General features: G+C 54.4%; 19 protein-coding genes and 1 other annotated feature. Of the genes, 7 read left to right on the top strand and 12 right to left on the bottom strand.

The window, feature by feature from the left end:
- Positions 1–66 precede the first annotated feature (66 nt).
- The 3 genes from BCV73_RS19305 to gpr form a co-directional block, all read right to left on the bottom strand.
- The gene (locus BCV73_RS19305; RefSeq protein WP_089548230.1) at positions 67–477 is read right to left on the bottom strand and encodes a hypothetical protein; all 411 of its coding nucleotides are present in this window, start codon (positions 475–477) and stop codon (positions 67–69) included.
- Between the two features lie 29 nt (positions 478–506).
- Positions 507–1,889, bottom strand: a complete 1,383-nt coding sequence (locus BCV73_RS19310) for a stage II sporulation protein P (RefSeq protein ID WP_089548231.1) — start codon at positions 1,887–1,889, stop codon at positions 507–509.
- Between the two features lie 134 nt (positions 1,890–2,023).
- Complete coding sequence (gene gpr, locus BCV73_RS19315) at positions 2,024–3,019, bottom strand: GPR endopeptidase (RefSeq protein WP_076169771.1); 996 nt, start codon at positions 3,017–3,019, stop codon at positions 2,024–2,026.
- 231 nt (positions 3,020–3,250) lie between these two features.
- Here gpr and rpsT point away from each other — a divergent pair, with 231 nt between their 5' ends.
- Positions 3,251–3,523, top strand: a complete 273-nt coding sequence (rpsT, locus tag BCV73_RS19320) for a 30S ribosomal protein S20 (protein ID WP_076169770.1) — start codon at positions 3,251–3,253, stop codon at positions 3,521–3,523.
- A gap of 219 nt (positions 3,524–3,742) precedes the next feature.
- Positions 3,743–4,957: an MFS transporter gene (locus BCV73_RS19325; RefSeq protein ID WP_089548232.1), complete on the top strand. Its 1,215-nt coding sequence runs from the start codon at positions 3,743–3,745 to the stop codon at positions 4,955–4,957.
- A 139-nt stretch (positions 4,958–5,096) separates the two neighbouring features.
- Here the strand turns inward: BCV73_RS19325 and murA are convergent, their stop codons facing one another.
- The 7 genes from murA to BCV73_RS19360 all read right to left on the bottom strand — a co-directional run bounded on the left by murA (position 5,097) and on the right by BCV73_RS19360 (position 14,389).
- The gene (gene murA / locus BCV73_RS19330; RefSeq protein WP_179232032.1) at positions 5,097–6,392 is read right to left on the bottom strand and encodes a UDP-N-acetylglucosamine 1-carboxyvinyltransferase; all 1,296 of its coding nucleotides are present in this window, start codon (positions 6,390–6,392) and stop codon (positions 5,097–5,099) included.
- Between the two features lie 236 nt (positions 6,393–6,628).
- Positions 6,629–7,648 (bottom strand): DNA polymerase III subunit delta, encoded by a 1,020-nt coding sequence (gene holA / locus BCV73_RS19335; RefSeq protein ID WP_089548234.1) that lies wholly within the window; start codon positions 7,646–7,648, stop codon positions 6,629–6,631.
- 376 nt (positions 7,649–8,024) lie between these two features.
- On the bottom strand, positions 8,025–9,278 hold the full coding sequence (locus BCV73_RS19340) for a zf-HC2 domain-containing protein (RefSeq protein ID WP_076169766.1): 1,254 nt from the start codon (positions 9,276–9,278) through the stop codon (positions 8,025–8,027).
- Positions 9,275–9,823, bottom strand: a complete 549-nt coding sequence (locus tag BCV73_RS19345) for an RNA polymerase sigma factor (RefSeq protein WP_076169765.1) — start codon at positions 9,821–9,823, stop codon at positions 9,275–9,277. Before BCV73_RS19345 ends, BCV73_RS19340 begins: the two co-directional genes overlap by 4 nt.
- Positions 9,824–10,187: 364 nt before the next feature.
- Positions 10,188–12,887: a ComEC/Rec2 family competence protein gene (locus BCV73_RS19350; RefSeq protein WP_089548235.1), complete on the bottom strand. Its 2,700-nt coding sequence runs from the start codon at positions 12,885–12,887 to the stop codon at positions 10,188–10,190.
- Positions 12,888–13,085: 198 nt separating this feature from the next.
- Positions 13,086–13,604, bottom strand: coding sequence for a deoxycytidylate deaminase (locus BCV73_RS19355; RefSeq protein ID WP_076169763.1), 519 nt, complete (start codon positions 13,602–13,604; stop codon positions 13,086–13,088).
- Between the two features lie 107 nt (positions 13,605–13,711).
- A complete protein-coding gene (locus BCV73_RS19360; RefSeq protein ID WP_256992907.1) occupies positions 13,712–14,389 on the bottom strand; it encodes a ComEA family DNA-binding protein in 678 nt (225 codons plus the stop codon).
- A 194-nt stretch (positions 14,390–14,583) separates the two neighbouring features.
- Here BCV73_RS19360 and comER point away from each other — a divergent pair, with 194 nt between their 5' ends.
- On the top strand, positions 14,584–15,417 hold the full coding sequence (gene comER / locus BCV73_RS19365; protein WP_089548236.1) for a late competence protein ComER: 834 nt from the start codon (positions 14,584–14,586) through the stop codon (positions 15,415–15,417).
- On the opposite strand, the gene leuS is transcribed toward comER, so the two are convergent.
- Complete coding sequence (gene leuS, locus BCV73_RS19370; protein WP_089548237.1) at positions 15,414–17,858, bottom strand: leucine--tRNA ligase; 2,445 nt, start codon at positions 17,856–17,858, stop codon at positions 15,414–15,416. The two genes, comER and leuS, sit on opposite strands and share 4 nt — an antisense overlap.
- Before the next feature lie 110 nt (positions 17,859–17,968).
- Positions 17,969–18,205 (bottom strand) — a binding site (T-box leader).
- A 178-nt stretch (positions 18,206–18,383) separates the two neighbouring features.
- On the opposite strand from leuS, the gene BCV73_RS19375 reads away from it, so the two are divergent.
- The 3 genes from BCV73_RS19375 (at position 18,384) to BCV73_RS19385 (ending at position 22,750) form a co-directional block, all read left to right on the top strand.
- Positions 18,384–20,684, top strand: a complete 2,301-nt coding sequence (locus BCV73_RS19375) for a helix-turn-helix domain-containing protein (RefSeq protein ID WP_089548238.1) — start codon at positions 18,384–18,386, stop codon at positions 20,682–20,684.
- A 154-nt stretch (positions 20,685–20,838) separates the two neighbouring features.
- A complete protein-coding gene (locus tag BCV73_RS19380; RefSeq protein WP_089548239.1) occupies positions 20,839–21,702 on the top strand; it encodes an AraC family transcriptional regulator in 864 nt (287 codons plus the stop codon).
- Positions 21,703–21,775: 73 nt separating this feature from the next.
- Complete coding sequence (locus BCV73_RS19385) at positions 21,776–22,750, top strand: phosphotransferase enzyme family protein (protein ID WP_089548240.1); 975 nt, start codon at positions 21,776–21,778, stop codon at positions 22,748–22,750.
- A 13-nt stretch (positions 22,751–22,763) separates the two neighbouring features.
- Here BCV73_RS19385 and BCV73_RS19390 read toward each other — a convergent pair whose 3' ends face one another.
- The gene (locus BCV73_RS19390; protein WP_089548241.1) at positions 22,764–23,600 is read right to left on the bottom strand and encodes a helix-turn-helix transcriptional regulator; all 837 of its coding nucleotides are present in this window, start codon (positions 23,598–23,600) and stop codon (positions 22,764–22,766) included.
- Between the two features lie 117 nt (positions 23,601–23,717).
- On the opposite strand from BCV73_RS19390, the gene BCV73_RS19395 reads away from it, so the two are divergent.
- Positions 23,718–24,560 (top strand): NAD-dependent epimerase/dehydratase family protein, encoded by an 843-nt coding sequence (locus BCV73_RS19395; protein WP_089548242.1) that lies wholly within the window; start codon positions 23,718–23,720, stop codon positions 24,558–24,560.
- Positions 24,561–24,600 lie beyond the last annotated feature (40 nt).

Genomic DNA, 24,600 nt, shown 5'->3' on the forward strand with positions numbered 1-24,600 from the left:
ACAGCCTGATGTGTAATCAATTCATTATAACAGTTGGAGGAAAGGCCAGCAATCCCACCTGCCGCATTATTCCGTCACGTTGCTGAAGAGGGAGACGACGAGGCGGATTCCCTTTTGGGACAGTTCCTGCAGCAGGCCTGCCGTCTTATCCGCCAGCACGTCGACCGTCGGCGTGCCGCCCTGGTCCACCAGCAGCTGCTCGGGGGTCTTCTCATGCCAGTCCTGGACTTCGACCTGTTCCTGCTGCGGCTGCTCGTCCGCCGCCTTGAACCGGCTCGAGCTTTGGCGCGGCTGGGACGGCTGTTGCCGCTGCTGCGTAGAAGCTCCCTGCTGCGGCCCGGCCTGCACGGCGGCAGCCGCCGTCTGCGCCTGCGGCGCGGGCGCCGGAGCATCCGGACTGGCCAGCTGCATGCCGACCAGTACGCCGATGCCTGCCCAAATTCCAAGCACGCACACTTTTTTAGCCCATTTTGACATGATCATACCTCCCTTGGCTCACTGCTTTCTCAGCTTTTATTATCTTTCTTGGCGGGAACCGTTTGATCGGTGCTGGCCTTTTCCGCCTTTTGATCCGCGTAATAGACGTCCGCGATCGTCTGTGCCAATACTTCCGACGTCCGCTTCAGCTCCGCATCGGTGCTGTCGATCCCGCCGACCTCGATCAAAATGCTGTTCTCCGACAGCGACTGGTTATATTCCCCGTTGCCCATGGAGGAATCTTTCCCCCAAATGCCGCGGGACAATCCGGGATAGGCTTTTTCCAGCCGTTCATGGATGGAATTGGCGAAGGCTTCGTTTTTGCGCCAGTTTTTGTTGCCGTGCCCGATGATGAAGAAGACCTGTGCGTAGCTTTTGCCGTTAATGTCTTTCGTCGTCCGGCTGTGCCCTTGAGAATCCCGGTGAATATCGATCAGGTATTTCATGCCGCTGTTCTGGCTCATCGCAGCCTTCACCGTCTCGCGGGAATATTTATAGGAAAAGTTATAGTTATAGTCGGCCACCGTCGTCATGTAATCCTGCTCCGAATGGGCGGTGCCGATGCCGAGCTGCTCCAGCTTCTTCGCCACATAGCTTCCGACCAGCATAACGTTTTGCGACGGAGACGTAGAGCTGGGGTTGTCGCTGGTTTTACCCAGCAGCGGGTTGTACGCTTCTCTCGGATGAGAGTGATAGATCAGGATCGATTTGTTCTTGGAGTTCACCGCCGAAGATTGTCCCGTACCTCCATTGTCCTTGGAAGGCGTTCCTTCTCCGGCACCTTTCTTGCCGCCGGCGTCCGGTACCTGACCGGACGGCGCATCCTGCTGCTTGTCTGTGCCCTGGCCGGAGTCGGTGATCTTTCCGGGATCGGTTCCGGCTTGACCCGCACCGTTCTTCTGGGGATCGGCTGAAGCGTTATCGCTTTGTCCGGCCGTATCCGTTTGTCCCGCCGTTTCCGCAGGCGGATTATAATCTTCGGGAGGAACGACGTTGTCATTCCCTGCCGAATGCCTCAGCAGCACCGGATCGTTCGCCCCCATGCCCGGCATTTCCCGGGCCAGCAGGCTTTTCGGATCCTTAGGGTTGACGCTGGTCAGCATCTGGAATACGAATGTCGTCATGTTTTCCCCGGAGAAAGTCGAGTTCCCTTTTTCTTTATTCAGGTGGGGCAGTTCCATGCCTAACATATCAATGAAGAAATTGCTTGATACGGAGCCGGCGAATCCTTTCATAGAAGAAACCGGAGAATCGTTGATTTTCTGCTCGGCCATCCCTCCCAATCCCAGAAGTAAGAAAAACAGCAGCGATCCGACCACCAGCAGCACAAAGGTACGTCCCATAGACAGAAAATACAGCAGTCTGGCTCTCCATTTGCCGATATTCCAAAGCTGAAAACCATTCCTCTTCATTCTGTTGTCCTCCTGAAATCTCTTATACTTCAACTCTATGAGCCGGAGAGATTCGATAGAACCAAAAAAAGAAAGCCCGATAGATTCGGGCTTCCTCATTTATGATAGAAGAGAGAGAGGAGGAGCTGCACCTCCTAGTGCGTGTAGGCTCCCGTGTTTCCGGGGTCTACCGCGTCATGCAGGGCGGCGTTCAAACCGCTCGCGACAATATTGGCGATATCTTCGATAAATTCGTCAATCTCTTTCGGCGTGACGATCAGATCGTGGCCGAGCGGTTCGAGCACTTCCTTGACCAGAGCGAGGCGCTCCTGCTCGTTGATATCGTCCAGCATCCCCATAATTTGCCGGGTCTGGTTCGTCTCCTGGCCGAAATGATTCTTCATCATTTCCATGACATTGTTCACAATCGTCGAAGCGTAGCATACGGTCGGCACGCCGATGGCAACGACCGGAACGCCAAGCACTTCCTTGGTGAGGCCGCGGCGCTTGTTGCCGATGCCAGAGCCGGGATGGATGCCGATGTCGGCGATCTGGATCGTCGTGTTGACGCGCTCCAGCGATTTGGATGCCAGCGCGTCGATCGCGATGATCAGGTCCGGCTTCGTCCGTTCCACGATCCCCTGCACGATCTCACTGGACTCGATCCCCGTCAGTCCAAGCACCCCCGGGGCGATGGCGCTGATTTCCCGGTATCCCGGGGCCACCTGATCCGGCATCAGCTGAAAATACTGCCGGGTGACGAGAACGTTCTCCACCACAAGCGGTCCCAGCGAATCGGGCGTCACATTCCAGTTGCCAAGCCCGACGATCAGAACCGTCTGTTTCTTCTGAATCCCGATCAGCGCCAGGAAATCCTCAAACTCGCGCGCGAAGGCCTCAGCTACCTGCTCCTGCAGCTTCGTGTCCCCGTTGCGGAGTCCGGGAACCTCCAAGGTAATATAATGCCCTTTGACGCGGCCGATGGCCTGGGAACCGGCCTCATTCAGCACGTTAAGGCGGGTAATCTTGATGCCGTCCTTCTCCGTAATCTCTTCATCGACCCCCGGGATCGGTCCGGCATGGCCCGCCATTTCCCTGGCGTCGACCGCCAGGTCGGTCCGCACGGAATAGCGCTGCAAATCCAACTCCATATACATCTGCCTCCTTTGGCTTGTTATGGATAGTTTGCGGGAGCGGCGGCCAGTTTATGCACAACCTTTTTACACCGGACACCGTTCATACGACGCTCGATCCATGTGCCTCTTAAAATCCAAACCTTTGGAACGCGATGATAGTATTGCTTTTTAGAGTACCCCATGCTAAACTATTTTAAGTTGTGAATCATTTCGAGCTATTCGAATGCCTTACAGGAGGTGAATGCAATGCCAAACATTAAATCCGCCGTTAAACGCGTGAAAACAAGCGACAAACGCCGTGCGCTTAATGCTTCCCAAAAATCCGCGCTTCGTACAGCTGTGAAGGCTGCCGATTCTGCGCTGACGAATAATGAAGTCGAAGCTGCTAAAGCTGCTGTTCAAGCTGCATCCCAAAAACTGGACAAAGCCGTAACTAAAGGCCTGATCCACAAGAACGCAGCCAGCCGCAAGAAGTCCCGCCTGGCGAAAAAACTTAACGCTCTCAGTGCACAAGCCTAAGGGAGCGCTATCCATACGATGAAATGGAAAAGTCCTGAGCAGCTCCCAAGCTGATCAGGACTTTTAAATTTTCTTTCGAAACGCGTACAGAGCTGACAACGCCATAGCGGCGCGCCTTTTGCTCTTTTATATAGCACGGACAGCCATGTTCGAAGCAGCCTCATGAAGCAAGTGGACAACCCATGTGCTGTATACTAGGTTTAACAGGAGATGACGTCTATGGAAAGCTGGAAGAAAAATCTATGGGTTTTATGGTTCGGCTCGCTGATCGTGTCCTCAAGCTTCTCGATGGTGGTACCCTTTCTTCCCTTGTTTCTGATTGAAATCGGTGTCACCAAAAACATTGAGATGTGGTCCGGTCTGCTGTTCAGCGCAGCGTTTTTTGCGGGAGCGCTTTCATCTCCGTTCTGGGGATCCGTCGGCGACAAATACGGCCGCAAGCCGATGATCATCCGCGCAGGTTTTGTGCTGTGCATCATTTATTTGCTGACGGCGTTTGTCACGCATCCGGTGCAGCTGCTCATCCTGCGTATTTTGCAGGGGCTTCTCTCCGGATTTATTCCGGGAGCCATTGCAATAGTCGGTACCAACACCCCGGAGAAAAGGGTGGGCTACGCGCTGTCCACCATGTCCACGGCCACGGCTACGGGAAGCATCATGGGGCCCCTCCTCGGCGGCGTGCTCTCCAAGGTGTTCGACAACCGGCTGGCCTTCGGCAGTGCGGGCGTGCTGTGTTTTCTGGCCACGCTGCTCGTTATCTTTTATGTCAAAGAGGAAAAATTCGTCCCGAGCAAAGGCAAACTTTCGGTGTTAAACACGCTGAAGCAGGCAGCTGTCAACAAAATGCTGATGATTGTCCTGGTGCTCACCATGGTGACACAGTTCTCGGTCATGACCATCGAGCCGGTGCTCTCCCTCTATATTGTGGAGATCGGCCACTCGGCATCGGATGCGTCCATCCTGGCGGGCTTCATCTTCTCGCTCGTCGGAATCGCCAGCATCATCTTCGCCCCGCGCTGGGGCAAGCTGGCCGACAAGGTCGGGTTCCAGAAAATACTGATGATCGGCTTGTTCGCCGGGGGCATAGGTTCGCTGCTTCAGATCCCGTTTCATAACATTTGGGCGTTCTCGGTCGTCCGCTTCCTGTACGGCTGCTTCTTCTGCGCCGTATTCCCGGCGCTGAACGGGCTTGTCGTCCGGTCTACGCCGAGCGATTTCCGCGGAAGGGCCTTCAGCCTCAACCAGACCGCGAACCAGCTCGGCGGCATGCTGGGACCGCTTGCGGGCGGCGCGATCAGCGGCGTGTTCAGCATTCATACCGTGTTCCTCATTACAGGGTTATTCCTGCTGCTGACGATGGGCCTCGCCTACTGGTCCCAGCGTTTCGGGAGCTTGTCCGCTCAGCAGGCCTCGACTAAAGCGATTGACGGCTAGAACCGTTTTGTGTCTCGCATAAGATTGATCCGAGTCATAAAACTAATCGAAATAGCCCCCTCTGCCGTTCTTCCGGTTTGGGGGCTGTTTGCCGTCAAGAACACGTAAGCTAAAACAGCCCTAAGCAGCCGGCCGGCGCTCACGCCGTTGTCGTATATTCCGTGCCGTCCGGAGCGGGTTCGCCTTCGTGGATCACCAGCCCGATCCCCGCCTGGCCGAACAAATGCACCGCGTCTTCATAGCCGCGCTCAATATGCTCGATGCCCGTGATTCGCGTTGCCTGCTCCGACTGCAGGCCGGCCATGATCAGGCAGGTTCCCGCCCGGACATCGGTCGCATGGGCGTAGCCGCCGTGCAGCGGTCTGCCGCCTTTAATGATGGCATAGCCGTTCTTCGCCTGGATATCGGCGCCAAGCCGGTTTAATTGGGCAACATGACTGAAACGGTACGGGTACACCTTTTCCCTAACGGCACTGTAGCCCGGCGCCTTCAGGAGCAGGCTCGTAATCGGCTGCTGCATGTCGGAGTTGAACACGGGATACATGCCCGTCCGTACCCGCGTCGGTTTGATATTCCCCTGGCTGCTGGCGATAATGTAATCGTCTCCGCTTTCAAATTCAATGCCGATTTCGCTCAGCTTGGCCATGATGGACCGCACATGCTCGGGAATGACCTGCTTCAGGGTCAGCGTGCCGCCCGTAATGCCCACCGTCATCATAAACGCCCCCGCAATGAGACGATCGGGGATCACCCGATACCGGCATCCTGTCAGAGACTTTACGCCGCGTATACGGATCGTGTCCGTACCGGCTCCGGTGATGTCGGCTCCCATCCGGTTCAGCAGCTGGCAGACGTCCACCACTTCCGGATCCGTCGCGCAGTTGTGCAGATGGGTGATTCCGGCCGCCAGCGAAGCGAGCAGCACCGCATTGATCGTTGCGCCGGATGTCAGCAGATCGAAGCAAAAGTCGGTGCCCGTGAGCTTTTCCGCCGATACCGTGTACTGTTTCTCTTCCAGGGTCACGTCCGCCCCGAACGCCTTGAATATTTTCATATGCTGGTCAATGGGCCGCTCCACGAAATTATCACCCCCCGGATAACCGAGCGTCACCCGCTTGTACTTACTAAGAAGCCCCCCGATCAGATAATAGGAAGCGCGGAACGAAGACGTCAGCGCCTGATCGAGGACGGATGAATGAATCCGGGTTGAATCCACAACAAAATGGCCGTCATCATTTTTGCTCACCTGCAAGCCGATGCGGCTACCAATTTCTCCAATGGCGCGGATATCGTTAATATCCGGTATGCCCTCCAGTATTGTCGGTGTGTCTCCAAGAACGGCAGCGGCGATGAGGGCGAGGGAACTATTCTTGGACCCTGGAATGATCACGCTCCCGTCGAGCGGGCCTCTCTGCTTCACTTCTAACCAGCGCATGCGAACTCCACCATTTCTATATAGTTTTTGGTCTGGAACAATCATAAGGTAGAATATGCTGCACACTTGCCGGAGGACAATCTGAATTAGAGAAATAGCCTCGCACCCCGGTTAAGGCACAGCAACATGCCTCCTTGCCCTCTGACCTGATGGAATCAATGATAGAATAAAAAACACCGCCCTTACGCTCCAAAGCGCAAAAACGGTGCCTCCTTCACATCGATTCAATTGTTCCGCTACCCCGCCAGTCTGAGCAGGAACAGCTCCAGGCCGAGCACTTTATCAATAGCCCCGGTCTTCATCTGGTAATCGAGATCTCCGAGCCTGCTGAGGATCGCCTTCAGCTGGTTCGGCTGAAACTTGCGCGCCTGCTCCCCGGCAATCTTGACCGCATAAGGATGCAGCCCCAGCTGGGAAGCAATTTGCTGCTGCGAAAAGCTTTGGCCGCCGAGGTCCTTCACCTGCAAAATAATGCGGAATTGGCGGGCGATCAGCGCGGCGATTTTGATCGGCTCCTCCTTCTGCTTCAGCAGCTCATAGAAGATGCCCAGCGCCTGATCCAGCCGCAGATTGGCGATCTCCTCAACGAGGGCAAATACGTTCTGCTCCGTGCTCCGCGCCACCAGCCGGTCCACGATGTCCGTCGTCACGGTGCCGCCGCTGCCGGCATACAGGCACAGCTTGTCCACTTCGGCTGCAAGCGTCTGCAGCTGTGTGCCCGCGTTGCGGACCAGCATCTCCGCCGCCCCCGGGGCGAAGCTGCATTCGCGCTGCTTGGCCTTCTTCTCGATCCACCGCAGCAGCTCGTCGCTGCCCATCGGCATAAAGGAAAGCACCGTGCCGGCGCTTTTAACGGCCTTAACGACCTTTTTGCGCTCGTCCAGCTTCTCGTTGTTCACCAGGAAGATCAGCACGCTGTATTCCGCCGGATTACCTATGTATTCGAGCAGCGATTCCATGCGGTGTTCGACTTTGCCTGAGTCCTTCCCTGCGGTAAATACGGCTGCATCCCGAACGAAAATAAGCTTTCGCTGCACCATAAAAGGAATCATCTCGGCCTCTTCCACGACTTCCTGAATCGCGGTGTCGGCCAGATCATAGTGCACGATCGCAAAATCCCGCTCCTCCTTCTGCAGCAGCTGGTCCTCCATCAGTGAGGTAAATTCATTCATCTGGTATTTCTCAGTTCCGTACAGGAGGTAGACCGGCGATACATCACCCTGTCTGATCGCTTTCACCGCCGCCTTTACATCCATTGTTGCTCCCCCTTCTCTATCCATGCCCATTGATATCTGCTAATCCCGTTCCGCAAGGTACATCATTCCGATACCCTGTCCATCCGGCCAAAAAAGCGATACATCCATTTTACCAAAAACGGCGGGGAAGAAAAACAGGCCTCCCCCCGGCAGGCCGAATTACGGTGAACGCGCAACAACAAAAGGACCCCTGCTGTTCGCATAAGGTCCCTTTGTTCCAGCACATCTATTATAAACACCGGCGTGAAAAGCTCTAGAAACTTAACCGCCGGTGGTCATACGACGTTTTGGATCCTGCGTAATATAACCTATTCCATATCTCTATCATGTGTGCATCATGAGCAGCACATTTTTTTATGCTTTGTCATCAGACGGCTTACGGTGTGGAGCCGTCCTGTTTGCCCACCTGATACGTCTGGCTTACCGTCGAGCCGCTGGCATCCGTGGTCTGGTACGTAAACACGGTGCTGTCGGCAGACCACACGCCCGATACCCACGTTCCCGGCAGATCAAGGGAACTTACCTGCTTGGAGCTTCCGTCCGAAGTTACGCTGTAGATGACCAGCTTTTTGTTTTCGACAGAGGCCGCATACTGACCGTCAGGAGAATAGAACTTGTTCGAATCTTCCTTAGGTTTGATGGCCATAATGCCCATTTGTCCCGACGTGTCGCCTTCTTGAGATCCGTTAACCTCAGGGGCGGTGCTATCGGCCGCTTGACCACCGTCTCCATTCGGAGGAACGATATCCTTCTGAACCCCATCCCCTTTCGGAGGCGGGCTCTCCGTGTCGGTTGGAGCGCTAAGCGTCGCCTGGCCTCCATCCCCTTCCTGGTTGCCGGTGCTATTGTCAGCCGACTCGGTGGACCCGGCTTTGCCGGCATTGTCCTGGCTGCCGGTGTCCGCTTTCCGGCTGGTCTCCGGATCCTGGGCCGGAGTGTTGGACGAGTCCTGCTGCTGCGCATAGGTCTGGGCCTCCTGGCCGGTGGCCTTGTCGCTAGACGCTGCGTCGCTGCCGGCGTCTTGGCTCTCGCTGAGCTGCGAAGGATCCGATGATGCCGGCGTTTTCTCTTCTGAAGGATCCTGTGCGGGCTCGGAAGAACCCGTATTTTGTTCGACAACATTGCTCTTGGATTGTTCTGCGCCTGAGGTCGCCGCCGCGTCCATGCCGCTTGCCTCCTTGGAGGCTGCCGTATTAACAGGCGGCTCTTCCGCCGTAGATAGTTGCTTCGGATTATAATTCAGCACCGCCACCCCAAGAATGACTACAGCCGCAGCGCCTCCGAGCGCTGTACGTCCAGCTACCGTATTCCAGAACTTGCCCTTGCGGGCCGGACGGGACGGAACAGGTACCATTTCGGCAGGTGCCGGCATTTCTTCGAGCGATGCGCTCTTCTCGTGGCGCGCCTGATCGATCGCATCCAGCTGAGGCATGATGGCATCGACGAGACTGAACTTAGGCGTTACTTTTGGCAAATCTTCGAGGTCTCTGGACAACGATTTCAGCAGCCGAAAGGTATCCGCACACTCAGGACATGTCTTCAAATGTTCATAGAGCTTGACGGTTTCCTCTTCGTCCAAGTCGTAATCCAAGTAACGGTGCATCCACTCCACCACCTCTGGACACTTCATCCTGATACACCACCTTTCTGATGCTCTTGGAGCATGTTCTGCAGCTGCTGTCTGGCCCTGAATAAATAGGATTTCACCGTATTCAGCGGCAGGTTGAGACAGTCAGCGATTTCATTGTAGGAGAAATCCTGCAAATATCTAAGGACGATCACAGTCCGGTGATGATCCGGCAGTTGATTGATGGCCTCCTGGATGTCCTGGGCCAAATAAGAGGATAAAACCTCTTTCTCAACATTCTGTTTGTCCTGAAAAACGAGCTCATGTTCGTCGATCGAAACTGTAGGCTTCGTCCGCCGGAACTTGTCGATACAGATGTTCGTGACGATCCGCTGTATCCACGTTTTAAACTGTGCCTTCTCTTCATAGGAATCGATTTTGGTATAAATCCGAATCAATGCTTCCTGGGAAGCGTCGAGCGCATCCTGCTCATTATTCAGAATATAAAAAGCTGTCCTGTAAACATGTTGTTCAATTTCTCTTAATAGGGTGATTAGAGCGTCGCGATCGCCCGATTGAGCGGCTCTGATGAGTCCCTGCTCTACCACAAAGGATCCCCCTCTCCCTGCAATCTTACAGACGTGTAAGACCAGCAAATTGTTGCAATTTGTAACCACATTTTTAAAGTTGCTGAAAAGGCAGGCCCCGGGAGTGCTTGCCATTCCTAATAAAACCGGATATAACCTTCAACCGAAAGCGGTTTTTTCTTCTGTTTCGATCCACCCGTAATCGTTTTGTTAAATCTGCTTCCCGTAAAAATCCGGAAGGTATGTACGTCAAGGGTGACACCACCGTTTTACTTCATCTCTGCTGATGAAAACCACAATTAAGAATACCAAATTCCAGAGGCGGAGTCACCTGAAGATTCTGCGGCCAACTTCATCATTCTAAGCGTTTTTCATAGACAAATCATTACGATTTTGTTATCAGCTTGGTTCTGACACGGATTTTCCCGGATTTTACCGAAAATTGGATTTCCCCCTGCAGATCGGTCCTGTAAACGGCCGCTCCTTCCTCGGAAATCCGCTGCAGCACATCGGCATGCGGATGCCCGTACAGATTGTTCACGCCGGCCGAAATAACGGCTGCTGCGGGCTTCCACCGGCTCAGCCATTCCGCCGAACTGGCTGTCTTGCTGCCGTGGTGCGCGATTTTGATCACATCCACGGGTGCATCCAGCAGCTCGCCTGCGGTTTGCAGCGCCGGCTCATCGACGGCTTGCCCATTATCCGCCACCGCCTCACCAAACCGGCCAGAGCCCAGTGTCTCAAGAAGCTGCTCCTCGGACGCCTTGTCCATATCTCCGGTGAACAGGAAGCGTCCCCCGTTCATTTCGAGCAAGAACACGACCGAGTCGTGGTTCTGGTCCTTGACGACCGGCAGCGCCTCCTGATCGGTCTGCGACAGGACCGGGCCGAGAAAAACAAGCTGCGTCCGGCCGTCCGGGTCATAGTTCATTCCTTGGTGAATGGCATAAATCGGAATATCCTTGTCTACGGCGGCAGCCATCAGCCGATCAAAGGCAGCCGTACCGGCCATCGTCCCATTGAATAAAAACGCCCCGACCGGAATCTGTTCCAGCACCGCCTGCATGCCTCCGGCGTGATCCTGGTCCCCGTGCGTTACGATGACCGCGTCCAGCCTATGGATTCCCCGCTTCTTTAATAATGGAACGAGAACCTTGGCGCCGACCTCAAACGGCTGCTTCCGCTCCTTCCACCCGTCCTCCGCCTTGCGGAAGCTGACGGTTCCGCCCCCGTCGACCAGAAGGTGCTTTCCTTGCGGAGTCGTGATCAAAATGCTGTCACCCTGCCCCACGTCCAGCACCTGAACCGCTCCAGCCCCGCGGAAGTGCTCCGGCTGGTATCCCGCGTACAGAAGAACGATGAGTATGCATAGTCCCCCAAGCGCTCCGGCGGCAAGCCGGGTTTTCGTCCGGGACGGCAAAGCCGCTTCCGGGCGGCGGGCTGCAGGGGGCACACCCAGCGGCACGGTCGCGTCCGGCTCTACTGCCATCTGCCGCCGGCTCAGCGACCACCCTTTTCCGAAATAGAGCAGCCCATACAGCGCTATAAAATAGGAAGCGATCCAAACTGGCGAAGGTGACTTCCAGATCGTCACGAATTGCGGATACCCGTTCATCCATTTCACCAGCCAGAAAGACAGATCATCCAGCCACTCGGCTGCCGCCGCCAGCATCTTGCCCCCGGGCAGCCATAGCGAGCCGATGAGCAGCGCTGCCGTCCCCACAGGGAGAACGAGAAAGGTAATGAAGGGAACGAGCACAAAATTGGCCGCAAACGATAGTAAAGAGAACTGATTGAAGTAATAGATCGTCAGCGGAAAAGACACGAGTTGGGCAATGAGGGTAACGCCGACCGCACCGGCGATTTTGGACGGCAGAAAGGACAGCTGCGGATGTATCAAGGGAACATAGACCATCAGGCCTGCCGTCACGAGAAATGACAACTGGAAGCTTACGCTCAGCAGATAATATGGATTCCAGAGCAGCATGAGCAGCGCCGCCGCGCTGAGGATGTTCAATCCGTCCTTCAGCATCCCCTTTCTGGCTGCATACAGCCCGATCATACTCATAATCCCCGCCCGCACGACGGACGGACTGACACCGGACAGAAGAACGTACAGGGGCACGAGCAGCATGACAAGCAGCAGCGATTTTTCACGGGAGAGGCGCAGCATGGAAAAGATATAGAGCAAACAGCCCACGTACACGGCGACGTGCATACCCGAGATCGCCAAAATATGGGTCAGGCCCAGTTGGGAGAATTCTGCGTAGGTTTCGGGATCCAGGTCGTCTTGAAGCCCGATGATCAGCCCCTTCATATAACCGGCATGGGGTTCCTGGAAAATCCGGTCGATCATTCCGCTCAGGCCGTTCCTCGCCTGATCGTTCCAGCGCAGAAGAACGGTCATGCCAAAGCCGGACGGAGCTGAAGCCTGAACATTGGAGGCACCAGCCGCTTTAAACAACCAGTGAATTTTCTGGGTCACCAGGTACTGACGGTAATCGAAGCCGCCGAAGTTCCGTGCGCTCTGCGGCTGCACGAGGCTGCCGGAAATCCGGACCCGGTCCCCTCGCTGCCATTGTCGGGCTGCTTCCTGCTCCTGCTGGCTTTTTAGCTTGACCTGCACCATGACCTTTTCGGACACCGTACGCTCGCTGCCCGTACTCGTTCCGGCATCCCGTGAGTTGGGTTTACCGCTGGCTGCGGTCCCGTCGATGGGTACCGCTTGCCGTACGCTCATCACAAAATCGGCTCGGTCCCCGTCGACTTCGACGGCGGAGGCGATCATGCCTGTCATTCGGACACTGGCTCCGTCCATTTGGGCAGCATCAGCCGCCTGAAGGGCTTCGGGAAGCTTGGATACATTTGCGGCTTCCTGCAGCTCCCAATACGCTCCCGACGCCGCCAAGGCACACCAGATGATGATCACAGTCCGTAGGAAATCTCTTCGGTACATACCAAGCGCTGCCAGCAGCAGCGATGCGCCTGCGATCAGAAGAAGCAGCCTTGAACCCGAGCAGGCATACGCTGCGCTGCTGCCGGCGATCCAGCTTACCGTAAATACGATTAGCGGTCTTTGTTTCATATCACACACTTCCCTTCTTTACATATAGGCTTCCGACGGTTTCTTATGCACGCTTCGCCTGCGCCTTCTTTTACAAAAACCAAAAAAGGACCCCTGCCGGCAGCAACGCTGCGGACAGAGGTCCTTCCCCTATTGATGATTTATTCCATATTTCCGAATATTCCTGTGTAACCGTATCTTCAGTCTTACCGCCAATGTTTAATCCGCCACCGTCATCACCGTTTCCCGTGGCGGCTCATAGACGGGCAGCCGGCGGAAGGTAATGCCCTTCTGCCGCATCATTTCCGTCACCTTCTCCGTATCCTTAGGATACGGGCGGTGATACACGATCTCGGTCACGCCGCTGTTCGCCAGCATGTTGGCGCAGGTCCAGCAGGGCTCGTCCGTAACATAGACGGAGCTGCCTTCCCGGTCGATACGGTCGGTGAACAGCAGCAGGTTTTGCTCGGCATGAATCGTCCGGACGCAGCGCTGCTTTTTCACCATTTCCTGCTTTCCGTCCACGTCCACAAGCTCGTACTCCTCAGCGATCATGCAACCCGCTTCCGAGCAGTCCGGCACGCCCATCGGCGCTCCGTTATACGCGGTGCCCAGCAGCTTCTTCCCCTGAACGAGCACGGCTCCGACATGGCGCCGGGAACAGCGGGAACGCGTCGATACCATGTATGCTATATCCATAAAGTAAGTGTCCCAGTCTTTTCGGGTATCAACCGTCATGAATCCATCACCTGATTTCCGTAGAATGTGTACATATTGTATCACAAGAAAAACGTTTACCGATATACCTGCATGGGAGACAACGCATTTAGCGCCTAACGGATAACCTACAGCTGTATGTACGGCTTCATTTTTTCCAGCATTTTGGGTCCGATGCCTTTGACCTTGTCCAAATCCGCAAGCGATTTGAACGGTCCGTGCTGATTGCGGTATTCCAGAATGGCTCTGGCCTTGGCCTCACCGATCCCCGGAAGATCGGTCAACTCCGTTAGTCCTGCGGTATTGACGTTGACCTTTTTGCCCTGCGCTCCGGCATCTGTCTGCGAACCGGACACCGCGTCAACCGAGCCTCCAGCCGGTGGCTGCTCGGACGAAGTTCCTGCCGGCCCTGAAGCCGCATTCGCCGCAAGTCCAGCATCAGAATGGGTGCTTCCGTTTGCCGCTTGGCCCGCCGCCGCTTCATCCCCCGAACTCTGCGCTTTATCTGCCGTATTTCGGCTTTCATTCGCCTGCGCGGATCCCGAGGGTACGGCGTCCTGTTTGACAGCCGGGTTGGCGTCCTGCTTAGAACCTTGCTCCTGCTTTTGTTTGTCATCCGCTGCCGCGGCGCCTTTAGGCAAATCGCCTGCCGAACCGCCCGCTTTTTCGTTCAGCACGCTTTCAACCCTGCCGTTGAGCGGCTGCCACTGCTCCATCCCGCTGCTTGTATGAACTCCTGACAGCAGAATGGCCCCGCTTCCCAGCACGGCACAAACGATGCTGACGACTGCCGATATTCTTTTCACAACATGACACCCCAATTCTATGAAATGACTTGAAATGACTCGCTGTCGGTCCATAGATGAAGTACAGAATAACATACACTGAAAATTTATAACTCTATAATGCTGAATTAGCCGTCATGGTGGCCAAGTTATAGCGCATACACTAATGGGAACGATCATGTCGTTACTGCGAAGCACGAAAGGAGGGAACCTATATGAAGGTAGGATTTATCGGAACCGGCAGCATGGGCAGCCTGCTGCTTGAGGCCCTGATTGATTCGGGTTCGCTCGCTCCAAACCAGGTCTATGCCAGCAACCGTACCACCGAGAAGGTTATCCGGCTCCAGCAGCGACACCCCGGACTGCATGTATGCACCAGCAACGCGGAAACTGCGCACAACAGCGATCTGATCTTTTTGTGCGTGAAGCCGCTTCAATTTAAAGCAATTCTGGATGAAATCGGAAGCACGCTTCGGCCCGATCAAATGGTGGTATCCATCACGAGTCCGGTGCAGATCCATCACCTGGAGTCGGCTTTGTGCTGTAAGGTGGCCAAGATCATTCCGAGCGTGGCCCACCGCGTTCAAAGCGGCGTCTGTCTATGTATGTATGGCAGCCGGATAAAAGAGGAAGACAGGCAGCTCATCGAGCATCTCCTGTCTCCCATCAGCAAGCCCATCCTCATCGATGAATCCTTTGTCAGGATCACATCGGATTTATCCAGCTGCGGGCCTGCCTTTTTAAGCTTTTTTCTGGATCAGTGGATCAACGCCGCCGTAGAAACGACCGGCATGGACCGCGGCGAACTGACGTGGATCGCCGGGGAAATGCTGCTCGGTACGGGTAAACTGCTGACGCAGGGAGGCTTTACGCCCCTTGAGCTGCAGAAGCGGGTAACCGTTCCCGGCGGCATTACCGCCGAGGCGCTTGCCCTGCTGGACAGCAGCTTAACCGGCGTCTTTCACCGTCTGATCGCCACAACCCACGGCAAATACAAAGAAGATCTGGAAAAGTGTGACGCCCAGTTCGGCGGCCCCGGTGCCGATTAGTTCGCGACGATGTTCACAAGCTTGCCGGGTACCGCAATGACCTTACGTACGGTTTTCCCGTCAATGGCCTGCTGCACGTTCTGCAGCGACATGGCGTGTTCCTGCATGGCTTCCTGGCTCATATCTTTGGCGATCATCGCCCGCTGAACGATTTTGCCATTGACCTGAATGACGATTTCGACTTCCGATTCCACAGTCCAGGATTCGTCATAGGACGGCCACGGTACGTAAGTGATGCTCTCCTGATGGCCCAGACGCTCCCAAAGCTCTTCCGCGATGTGCGGAGCGAGCGGCGACAGCATCTGCACGAAGTTCTCGATCGCCAGACGCGGCAGCGCATCCGCTTTGTAGGCTTCGTTGATAAAAATCATCAGCTGGCTGATCGCGGTGTTGAAGCGCAGATTCTCCAGGTCGTCGGTCACTTTCTTAATCGTTTTATGCCATGTCCGCTTGAATTCATCGCTGCCATCGCCGTCCGTAATTTTGCTGCTGAGGCTGCCGTCCTCGCTGACGATCAGGCGCCACACGCGGGAGAGGAAGCGGTGCGCGCCTTCCACGCCGTTCTCGTTCCAAGGCTTGGTCGCTTCAAGAGGCCCCATAAACATTTCGTACACGCGCAGCGTGTCGGCACCGAACTGCTCGACGATTTCGTCCGGATTAATGACGTTGCCGCGCGATTTGCTCATTTTCTCATTGTTCGTTCCCAGAATCATGCCTTGGTTGATCAGCTTCTGGAACGGTTCTTTGGTCGTGACGACACCGAGGTCGTACAGGAATTTATGCCAGAAACGGGCATACAGCAGGTGAAGCACCGCATGCTCGGCTCCGCCGATGTACAGATCGACAGGCAGCCATGCCTCCTGCTTCTCCGTCGAGCACAGCTCATCCGCATTATGCGGATCGATGTAGCGCAGGTAATACCAGCAGCTGCCGGCCCATTGCGGCATCGTATTGGTCTCGCGGCGGGCTTTCATGCCCGTCTCGGGATCGATCGTCTCCACCCAGTCGGTGACGTTGGCCAGCGGCGACTCCCCTGTACCCGACGGCTTGATTTGATCCACATCCGGCAGCAGCAGCGGAAGCTGGTCCTCCGGAACGGTCTTCATCGTGCCGTCCTCCAGATGCAGAATCGGAATCGGCTCGCCCCAATAGCGCTGGCGGCTGAACAGCCAGTCACGCAGGCGGTAGGTTACCTTGCCCTGGCCTTTGCCGTTCTCCTCAAGCCACGCGATCATTGCAGCGATGGCTTCTTCGGTGTGCAGTCCGTTCAGCGGGCCTGAGTTCACATGCTCTCCGTCCCCGGTATAAGCTTCCTCCTGCACGTTTCCGCCTTTGACCACTTCCACGATGTTCAGGCCGAATTTCTTGGCGAATTCCCAGTCGCGGGAATCATGCCCCGGCACCGCCATAATGGCTCCGGTTCCGTAACCTGCCAGCACGTAATCCGCAATCCAGATCGGCAGCTTCTCGCCGCTCACCGGATTGACGGCATAGGCTCCGGTAAACACACCGGTTTTGTCTTTAGCCAAATCGGTGCGCTCCAGATCGCTCTTGCGGGCTGCCTGCTCCTGGTAGGCCTTCACCGCATCCTTCTGTTCAGGCGTCGTAATGCGCTCTACCAGCTCCTGTTCCGGAGCGAGCACGCAATAAGTAGCGCCAAACAGCGTGTCGGGACGGGTCGTAAATACCGTCAGCTTGGCGTCATGCCCTTCGATTTCGAACTGCACTTCAGCGCCCTTCGATCTTCCGATCCAGTTGCGCTGCATATCCTTCAGGCTTTCGCTCCAATCCAGGTCATCCAGATCTTCCAGCAGCCGGTCGGCATACTCGGTAATCTTCAGAATCCATTGGCGCATCGGCTTGCGGACGACCGGATGGCCGCCGCGCTCGCTCTTCCCGTCGATGACTTCCTCGTTGGCCAGTACGGTCCCGAGGGCTTCACACCAGTTCACGGGCACTTCGGCAACATAGGCGAGGCCGCGTTTGTACAGCTGGATGAAAATCCACTGCGTCCATTTATAATATTCCGGATCGGTCGTGCTGATCTCGCGGTCCCAGTCATAAGAGAAGCCGAGCGACTTGATCTGACGCCGGAACGTGTTAATGTTCTTGATCGTGATTTCACGAGGGTGCTCGCCCTTATCCATCGCATGCTGCTCCGCCGGCAGGCCGAATGCGTCCCAACCCATCGGATGCAGCACGTTATAGCCCTTCATCCGTTTGAAGCGGGAGACGATGTCCGTCGCCGTGTACCCTTCCGGGTGGCCGACATGAAGTCCGGCTCCGGACGGGTAAGGAAACATATCCAGCGCGTAAAATTTCGGCTTTTCAGGATCCTCTGTCGTCTTGAATGTGTGATGCTCATCCCAATACTTCTGCCATTTCGGTTCAATCACCTTGTGCTGGTAGCCCTGGCCTTGAACCTGCTCTTGGTTACTCATGCTCATTTGCCTCCTAAAATACGCCCGCTGCCCGCCCGTTATTCCGGGACGGCACGGCGCTCGTCTTTCATGTTTGCAACAAAAAAACCTCTCATCCATAGCGTATCATCGCTAGGGACGAGAGGTTTGATTCCCGTGGTACCACCCTAGTTAGCGGAGGACATGCTTTATCCCCGCTCCCTTTGCACCCTTAACGCGGGTGAATCGATGATCCTTGACGCGCTTTCGCACGCGCTTCACATCATAGCTCAAAGGCGAGTTCATCCCAAATCGTCAACCGGCTTGCACCCACCGCCGGCTCTCTGTATGACATCCCTGGAACTAATACCCCTTATCATCGCTTCATTTGCAGTTTTTCATGGTTGAAACATTGAACCATATTATATATAAAAAAATCCATCGAGTCAACGTATCCAGCCTGGCGGACAAGCCCCGCTTTTCCCGCCAAAAAACCCGCCAGCCGGAATTATTCCATGTCCGATAGGGAATTTTTTGTTATGATTAAACCAAAGGGAGGCGGAAAGTTTGAAGCGTAACCTCAGAAGGTACTTGAAATCGAAGCTGTTTTTAAAATATATATGGTCTTATCTGTTTATTTTGCTGCTTCCTCTCGTTTTTGTAACCGTCTTCATCTATCAAAGCGCCGCGGGCAACCTCCGGGAGGAAATCGAACAAAGCCATCTGAACCAGCTGACGCAGGCGGAAAGCATCGTCGACGGCCGGATGAAGGAGCTCGGCGACATCGCCTCAAGGATCGCCTACGACGACCGCCTGATCTCTTACCGGGTCCATGATCCGTTCTATTCCCGGGAGGCGATCGACGCTCTGGATCAATATAAGTCAACCAGCTCCATCATTGGAGATGTATTTTTATATTTTCATCATGACGACCGGATTTACTCCTCGCAGGGACTTAGCAGCCTGGACGTGTTCAGCGAGAAGTACATATTCCAGAATTGGTCCAAAGACAGCCTTATGGGCGATTTGAACGACGTGTCCTTTCCCACCATGCGTCCGTCGGACCGGGTGATCCGGGGCACTTACAGGCAGCAATCGCTGCTTGCCTACCTGGTGCCGATTACGCCGAACAGCCCGAATCCCCACGCAACGGTCATGTATTTGATCGATGAGTCGGAGCTCACGGGTCTGATCGATTCCATTCTTGGCAGCTACAAGGGGCTGGCGTACATTTTTGACAATCACGGACAGGTGCTGGCCGCCAACAATCACGGTGAAACGATCAACGGCCTGGACACGGGACATCTGTTTTCCCTCGATCCGGGCATTCACAGCGTGGAGCTGGGCGGAAAAGCGCATTCCGTCGTGTCCACCAAATCGGACATGAACGGCTGGACCTATGTGACGCTGATGCCAAGCGATCAGTTTTTCAGCAGCGTGCTGCACATCCGCAGCTTTATCATTATGCTGTTCAGCATCGTGGTGCTGGCAGGCATCGGCATCGCCCTGCTTCTGGCCCGCAGACAATATCACCCGATTTCAGCCCTGGTCGATTTCGCCAATTCCAAGTCCAGAAACGACCGGGGAACGGGAGATGCGCTCCTTCCGGGCAATGAACTGGAGCATATCCGCTCCGCGCTGCAGGAATACAGCTCCCGTGCCGATCTGCAGGAACCGTACGCACGGAACCATCTTCTGCTGAGACTGCTCCAGCAGGGAGAAGACCGGGAGCTCGAGCCGGATCTGCTGGAAGCCTTTAATATCCGGTTTGACCGTTCGCAGTTTTTTGTCATCGCCATGGAACGAGGCGTGCTTGCTGACCCTTCCCAGGATTACCAGGATTGGCAGACGCTCGCTTCCCTCCTAGCCGAAGTGGACATCCCCGGGCTCCGGGCATCCGCTAACAGCGTGGAGCTCCCGCGCCGGGACCAGATGGCCCTCATCGTCTGCTTTGACCCGCACCCGGCGATGGAGAGCTTCATCCATATGAGCCGGATCGTCGATGCCGTCCGCAGCAATATCCTGGAGGCGTTCGACCTTAACCCCATCATGGGGGTCGGCACCGGATATTCACAGGCGGGGCAGCTTAATCAGTCGTTTATCGAAGCCTGCTCGGCGCTGGAATTCCATACTCCGTCGGAGAAGGGCGGTATTACGTTTTTTGAAAAACTGGCGCCTGCGAGCGAGGAAACCTTCTGGATTCCGAAAAACGTGCTGCTGAAGCTGTCCCAAAGCTTGAAACAGGGAAACCATGACGTCTCTGCCCATATGATCGGCGAAGCGATGACGAGCCTGAAAGAGGGCAGCCCGTCACCGCTGCTCTCCCGCTGCATCTGCTTTGACATTCTCAATACGATGCTCAAGACCGCATCGGAGCTTGGCATTCACCATATTACGCAGGAGATTCCGACCAGCAGCGCCTTTCAGTCCCTGGATGAATTCGAGGGGCAGCTCAGGAAGCTGGCCTCCCATATTTGCACGCAGGTGCAGCAGGAGACGAAGCATAAGGAGAGCTCGCTCAAGGACCAGATGCTCGGCTATATTGACCAGCACTTTATGGATCACAGCCTGAGCCTGGAGAGCCTTGCGGATCTGTTTGAAATTTCTCCTTCGCATTTCAGCCGGACGTTTAAGGACAATGTAGGGCTGAACTTTACCCAATACATCTGGCAGAAAAGGATGGAGGAGGTCAAGCGGCTGCTCGTGACGACCCAGGAACCGCTCAAGGAAATCATCGGCCGGGTCGGGTATGCCGACACCCCGAATTTTATCCGCAAGTTTAAAAAGGAAACCGGCTACACGCCGGGACAATTCCGCAAGCTGAACCATCCGGACGGCGTGTTGCTCGGCGAAATGCTCCAGGACTGACAACGAACAGCTGATTTGTTCAGCTGTTCGTTTTTTCTTTTAGGAAGTGCAGCGTATGGGGTAAAGCAAGGCGGAATACCTGATATTTCTGTGCATGGAATGCAAGGCTTTATTTTCGTTACTCCATATAATTAATGTTGAAGGGATGATCTGTATGGATTGGCCGAAACGCATGAATCATGCGTTGGAATACATCGAAACGCATCTGTCGGAAGAGATCGACTATGACCAAGTGGCCGGAACGGCCTGCTGCTCGGCTTACCATTTTCAACGCATGTTTTCGTTCATCACAAACGTTTCGCTGTCCGAGTATATTCGGCGCAGACGGCTTACCCTTGCCGCTTTTGAACTGCAATCCGGAGGTGTAAAGGTGATCGATATTGCACTGAAGTATGGTTACGAATCACCCGAGGCGTTTTCCAGGGCGTTCAAAAAAATGCACGGAGTCATGCCGAAGGCTGCGCGCGACAACGGTGTGTCCCTTAAGGCTTATCCTCGGGTATCCTTTCACATTTCGATTCGCGGAGATGTCGAGATGAACTACAGAATGGAAGGAAAACCTGCCTTTGAAATGTTCGGTGTTTCGACTGTGATCCATGCCGACGGCGAGAATCCGTTTATCGAAATACCCGCGTTTTGGCAAAAGTGTATTTCCGATGGAACCGTCAAACGAATCCGCGCTGCCGCAGGTTTAGGCGAACACGGCCAGCTCCATGCGGTTTTATACAACAAGCAAGGAGAACAACTTTCGTACATGATCGGTTACTTTTTACCCCAAAGCGGCTTGCCTGAAGGATTTGAAAAGCTGCAAATTCCCCCTCAGTCTTATGCGATTTTTTCAACCGGAATCAATCCGAGTGGACAGAATGACATTCATGGATTGTGGAGGCGGATCTGGGGCGAGTGGTTTCCAAGCGCTCATTACGAAGCTGCAAACGGTCCCGAATTTGAAATGACTTACGATCGCGGTAACAACCTGTACGAAATGGAGGTTTGGATTCCTGTCGTTAAGCTGTAGTTCAGCTCCAGAGCGCAGTATCCTATCAATTTTCCGGTGTTAGAGGCTATTTCCTTTAGAAGGTGTGAATCGAATGGATCTTGCAATCATCGCGCAGCATGCGCTTGCCCAGTACGATATAAATGCTGTATCCGTGTCTCCCGTAGCACAAAGCGGCGCCGCGGTTTTCAAAATTGAAGATCATCGTGGGCTGGTGTACAGCCTGCGTGTTCACAAATCTAAAATCAGTACGCTTGAAACCATGTGGACGCGCCGGGATGTGCTGGAATCTGAGCTGGTATGGCTGGATGCGCTTAACCGTGATACCCATCTCACCCTCCCTGTGCCAAAACGCAATCGGCTGGGTTCTTATGTTACACAAGTGGACGATATTAGTTGCACGATGCTCAGTTGGGTGGAAGGCGAGCAAAAACAATACTTTACCAGCGATCAGGAATTGAAGTCCACCGCTGAAATGACGGCAGCTTTGCATCAGCATGCCAGTATGTGGCAGCCCCCTTCGTCTTTTATCCGGCCAACGGTTCATCGTGAACGCATACAGCATGCGCTGGATCTGCTCAAGCAGCAGGTGCGGGAAGGGTTATTAGAGGCACATGATGTTCAGATTCTTGAAACCGCCGGGGAAAAAGCGATGGCTTTGCTGGACACACTCCCTAAAAACAAGTTGACTTGGGGTGTATTGCACGGCGATATCGTTCCTCCCAATATCGTGTTTGCAGACAGGGCTGCCCATCCCATTGACTTTGGAGCGTGCGGAATCGGTCCTTTTCTCACTGACCTGGCCATCACTTGTACCTTTATTCATCCCACTGCCAGACAGCAGTACATCGATTGGTACGGAAAGCACTTTCCGCTGCCCAATGAGTATGTGGCCCAAATCGAAGCATTATTTATTTCGCTAGGGCTAATCGGGATGAGGAACGCTCTTGGTATGCCTGAATCGAAGCAGGGATTGCCGACGCATGCGAAAAAGTGTGCTTCTCGCGAATTTGGCAGGTATGTAAATGGGGAAGGTTTTTTATTTACAGGTACGCCATGTTGGGAATAAAACGCCAATAGACTTATCCATTCTCCAGATTGCTCATTATACGTTGCAGACGCGCAGCCGTATCCGCTGAAGCTGTATAAATCATAATCTTCACGTCCGGATTGGCTGACGATTGCAAGGTCACATGTTCAAACTCCATCTCTCCGATTCGAGGGTCGTACCTTTGTTTGTGGCGATCCGTTACGGCCCGAACGTCATGCAGCGGCCAGAGCTCGCGAAACAATGGGCTGTTCTGCATAAATTCCTCAATAAGCTCTTTAAACCTCGTATCATTAGGAAAATGCGCGTAATCTGCACGAAAGTGTGCAATCAAGACCTGTACTCTGGATTCCCAGTCCTGTATGTCCGATCCGAGCTTGGCATCCATTAAGAGATGTCTCATCCAATTGGGTCTCAGCTGCATATGATTTAAAAGCGGCGGGATTCGAAAAACGATCTCAGCTGCTTTGTTCCACAGCAATAAATCCCAGCATCTCCCGATTACGAATGCCGGATTAGGTTCAAGAGCCGTTATTACCCGTTCCAAACCAATATTTAATTGCTGGTCTTCTACCTTTTCCTGTTGCACCGGTCTTGCAAGAAGATGGAGATGGTGGCGTTCATCCTCCGTTAAACGCAGCGCTTTGGCGATGTTATGAAGTACTTCCTCTGATGGATTGACACTTCTGCCTTGTTCCAATGAGGTATACCACGACGTTCCAATATGGGCAAGCTGGGCAACTTCTTCCCTTCGAAGGCCCGAGGTGCGTCGTCTTCCGTAGGATATTAACCCAACATCTTCTGGTGTAAGACGTTCTCGCCGCGAACGCAAAAATTCACCTAATGACATTCCGGAAGAAGTCCCTTCCATGATTAACTCCTCCTTATCCTGACACTTTCAATCGTACGATAAACGCAGGAAGGTAGCTGCTGGCTCATTCTATTATACTGCCGATATACCGTTTAAAAAACTTAGGAGGATATGAAAATGAACCTTTTCGTAACAGGAGCCACAGGTAAAGTAGGAAGCCGTTTTGTTCCACGTATGTTACAGCGCGGTCATCACGTTAAATTGCTGGTTAGGGACGCTGCCAAGGCGGATTGGCTTCAGCGGCAAGGGGCTGACGTTGTAGAAGGCGATCTTTTGCAGCCGGACAGTTATGCTGATGCTCTCCGGGGCACGGATGCAGTGGTTCATTTGGCAGCACAGTTCCGTGGTGTAGACGAACATACCACCAGAATTTCAAACATCGATGGCAGCATAGCTCTAGCTCGCGCTGCACTCATGGCGGAAGTGCCAAGGTTTGTTTTTTCCAGCACCAATCATGTGTACGGTTCCGGGCAGCATTCGAGACCCAACCGTGAAGATGACGAGCCTAGGCCTGCCTTTCCTTATCCTCAATCCAAAGTTGAAGCCGAAGCGGCACTGCTGCGGCTTCATCACGAACAGGGATTAGGCGTACGAATTCTACGGCTTCCATTTGTCTATGGTGATGGCGATCCCCATATCGCAGAATTTCTGCCGATATTGCGTAATTGGAATCCAGCCAAACGATTCTCTATGGCGCACCATGCGGATGTAAGTCAAGCCCTGATGCTCGCAGCTTCCACACCAGGTATCGATGGCCGAATCTACAATGTTGGCGACGATGCCCCGATCTCGGTTTCGGAGCTGCTTCAGCTTTATCATAGCGATATATCGTGCGAAGCGCTGCAGCAGGATTTTGATCCATGGGACATGGTCGTCGATACAACGCGTATAAGAGATGAATTACACTATCGACCAATTTACCCGTCGTTCTATTCGGCAAGGGATGCAGGTGCAATATAGATCAGTCCCCATTTATCAAAGAAAGGCCGCCATATCGGCG

The sequence above is a fragment of the Paenibacillus sp. SSG-1 genome (assembly GCF_002224835.1).
GTDB classification, from domain to species: Bacteria; Bacillota; Bacilli; order Paenibacillales; family Paenibacillaceae; genus Paenibacillus_AQ; species Paenibacillus_AQ favisporus.

Bases quoted from the DNA above. Each gene is read 5' to 3' on its own strand.
- BCV73_RS19305 (WP_089548230.1), bottom strand. From the start codon at position 477: ATGTCAAAATGGGCTAAAAAAGTGTGCGTGCTTGGAATTTGGGCAGGC.
- BCV73_RS19310 (WP_089548231.1), bottom strand. From the start codon at position 1,889: ATGAAGAGGAATGGTTTTCAGCTTTGGAATATCGGCAAATGGAGAGCC.
- gpr (WP_076169771.1), bottom strand. From the start codon at position 3,019: ATGGAGTTGGATTTGCAGCGCTATTCCGTGCGGACCGACCTGGCGGTC.
- rpsT (WP_076169770.1), top strand. From the start codon at position 3,251: ATGCCAAACATTAAATCCGCCGTTAAACGCGTGAAAACAAGCGACAAA.
- BCV73_RS19325 (WP_089548232.1), top strand. From the start codon at position 3,743: ATGGAAAGCTGGAAGAAAAATCTATGGGTTTTATGGTTCGGCTCGCTG.
- murA (WP_179232032.1), bottom strand. From the start codon at position 6,392: ATGCGCTGGTTAGAAGTGAAGCAGAGAGGCCCGCTCGACGGGAGCGTG.
- holA (WP_089548234.1), bottom strand. From the start codon at position 7,648: ATGGATGTAAAGGCGGCGGTGAAAGCGATCAGACAGGGTGATGTATCG.
- BCV73_RS19340 (WP_076169766.1), bottom strand. From the start codon at position 9,278: ATGAAGTGTCCAGAGGTGGTGGAGTGGATGCACCGTTACTTGGATTAC.
- BCV73_RS19350 (WP_089548235.1), bottom strand. From the start codon at position 12,887: ATGAAACAAAGACCGCTAATCGTATTTACGGTAAGCTGGATCGCCGGC.
- BCV73_RS19355 (WP_076169763.1), bottom strand. From the start codon at position 13,604: ATGACGGTTGATACCCGAAAAGACTGGGACACTTACTTTATGGATATA.
- comER (WP_089548236.1), top strand. From the start codon at position 14,584: ATGAAGGTAGGATTTATCGGAACCGGCAGCATGGGCAGCCTGCTGCTT.
- leuS (WP_089548237.1), bottom strand. From the start codon at position 17,858: ATGAGTAACCAAGAGCAGGTTCAAGGCCAGGGCTACCAGCACAAGGTG.
- BCV73_RS19380 (WP_089548239.1), top strand. From the start codon at position 20,839: ATGGATTGGCCGAAACGCATGAATCATGCGTTGGAATACATCGAAACG.
- BCV73_RS19385 (WP_089548240.1), top strand. From the start codon at position 21,776: ATGGATCTTGCAATCATCGCGCAGCATGCGCTTGCCCAGTACGATATA.
- BCV73_RS19390 (WP_089548241.1), bottom strand. From the start codon at position 23,600: ATGGAAGGGACTTCTTCCGGAATGTCATTAGGTGAATTTTTGCGTTCG.
- BCV73_RS19395 (WP_089548242.1), top strand. From the start codon at position 23,718: ATGAACCTTTTCGTAACAGGAGCCACAGGTAAAGTAGGAAGCCGTTTT.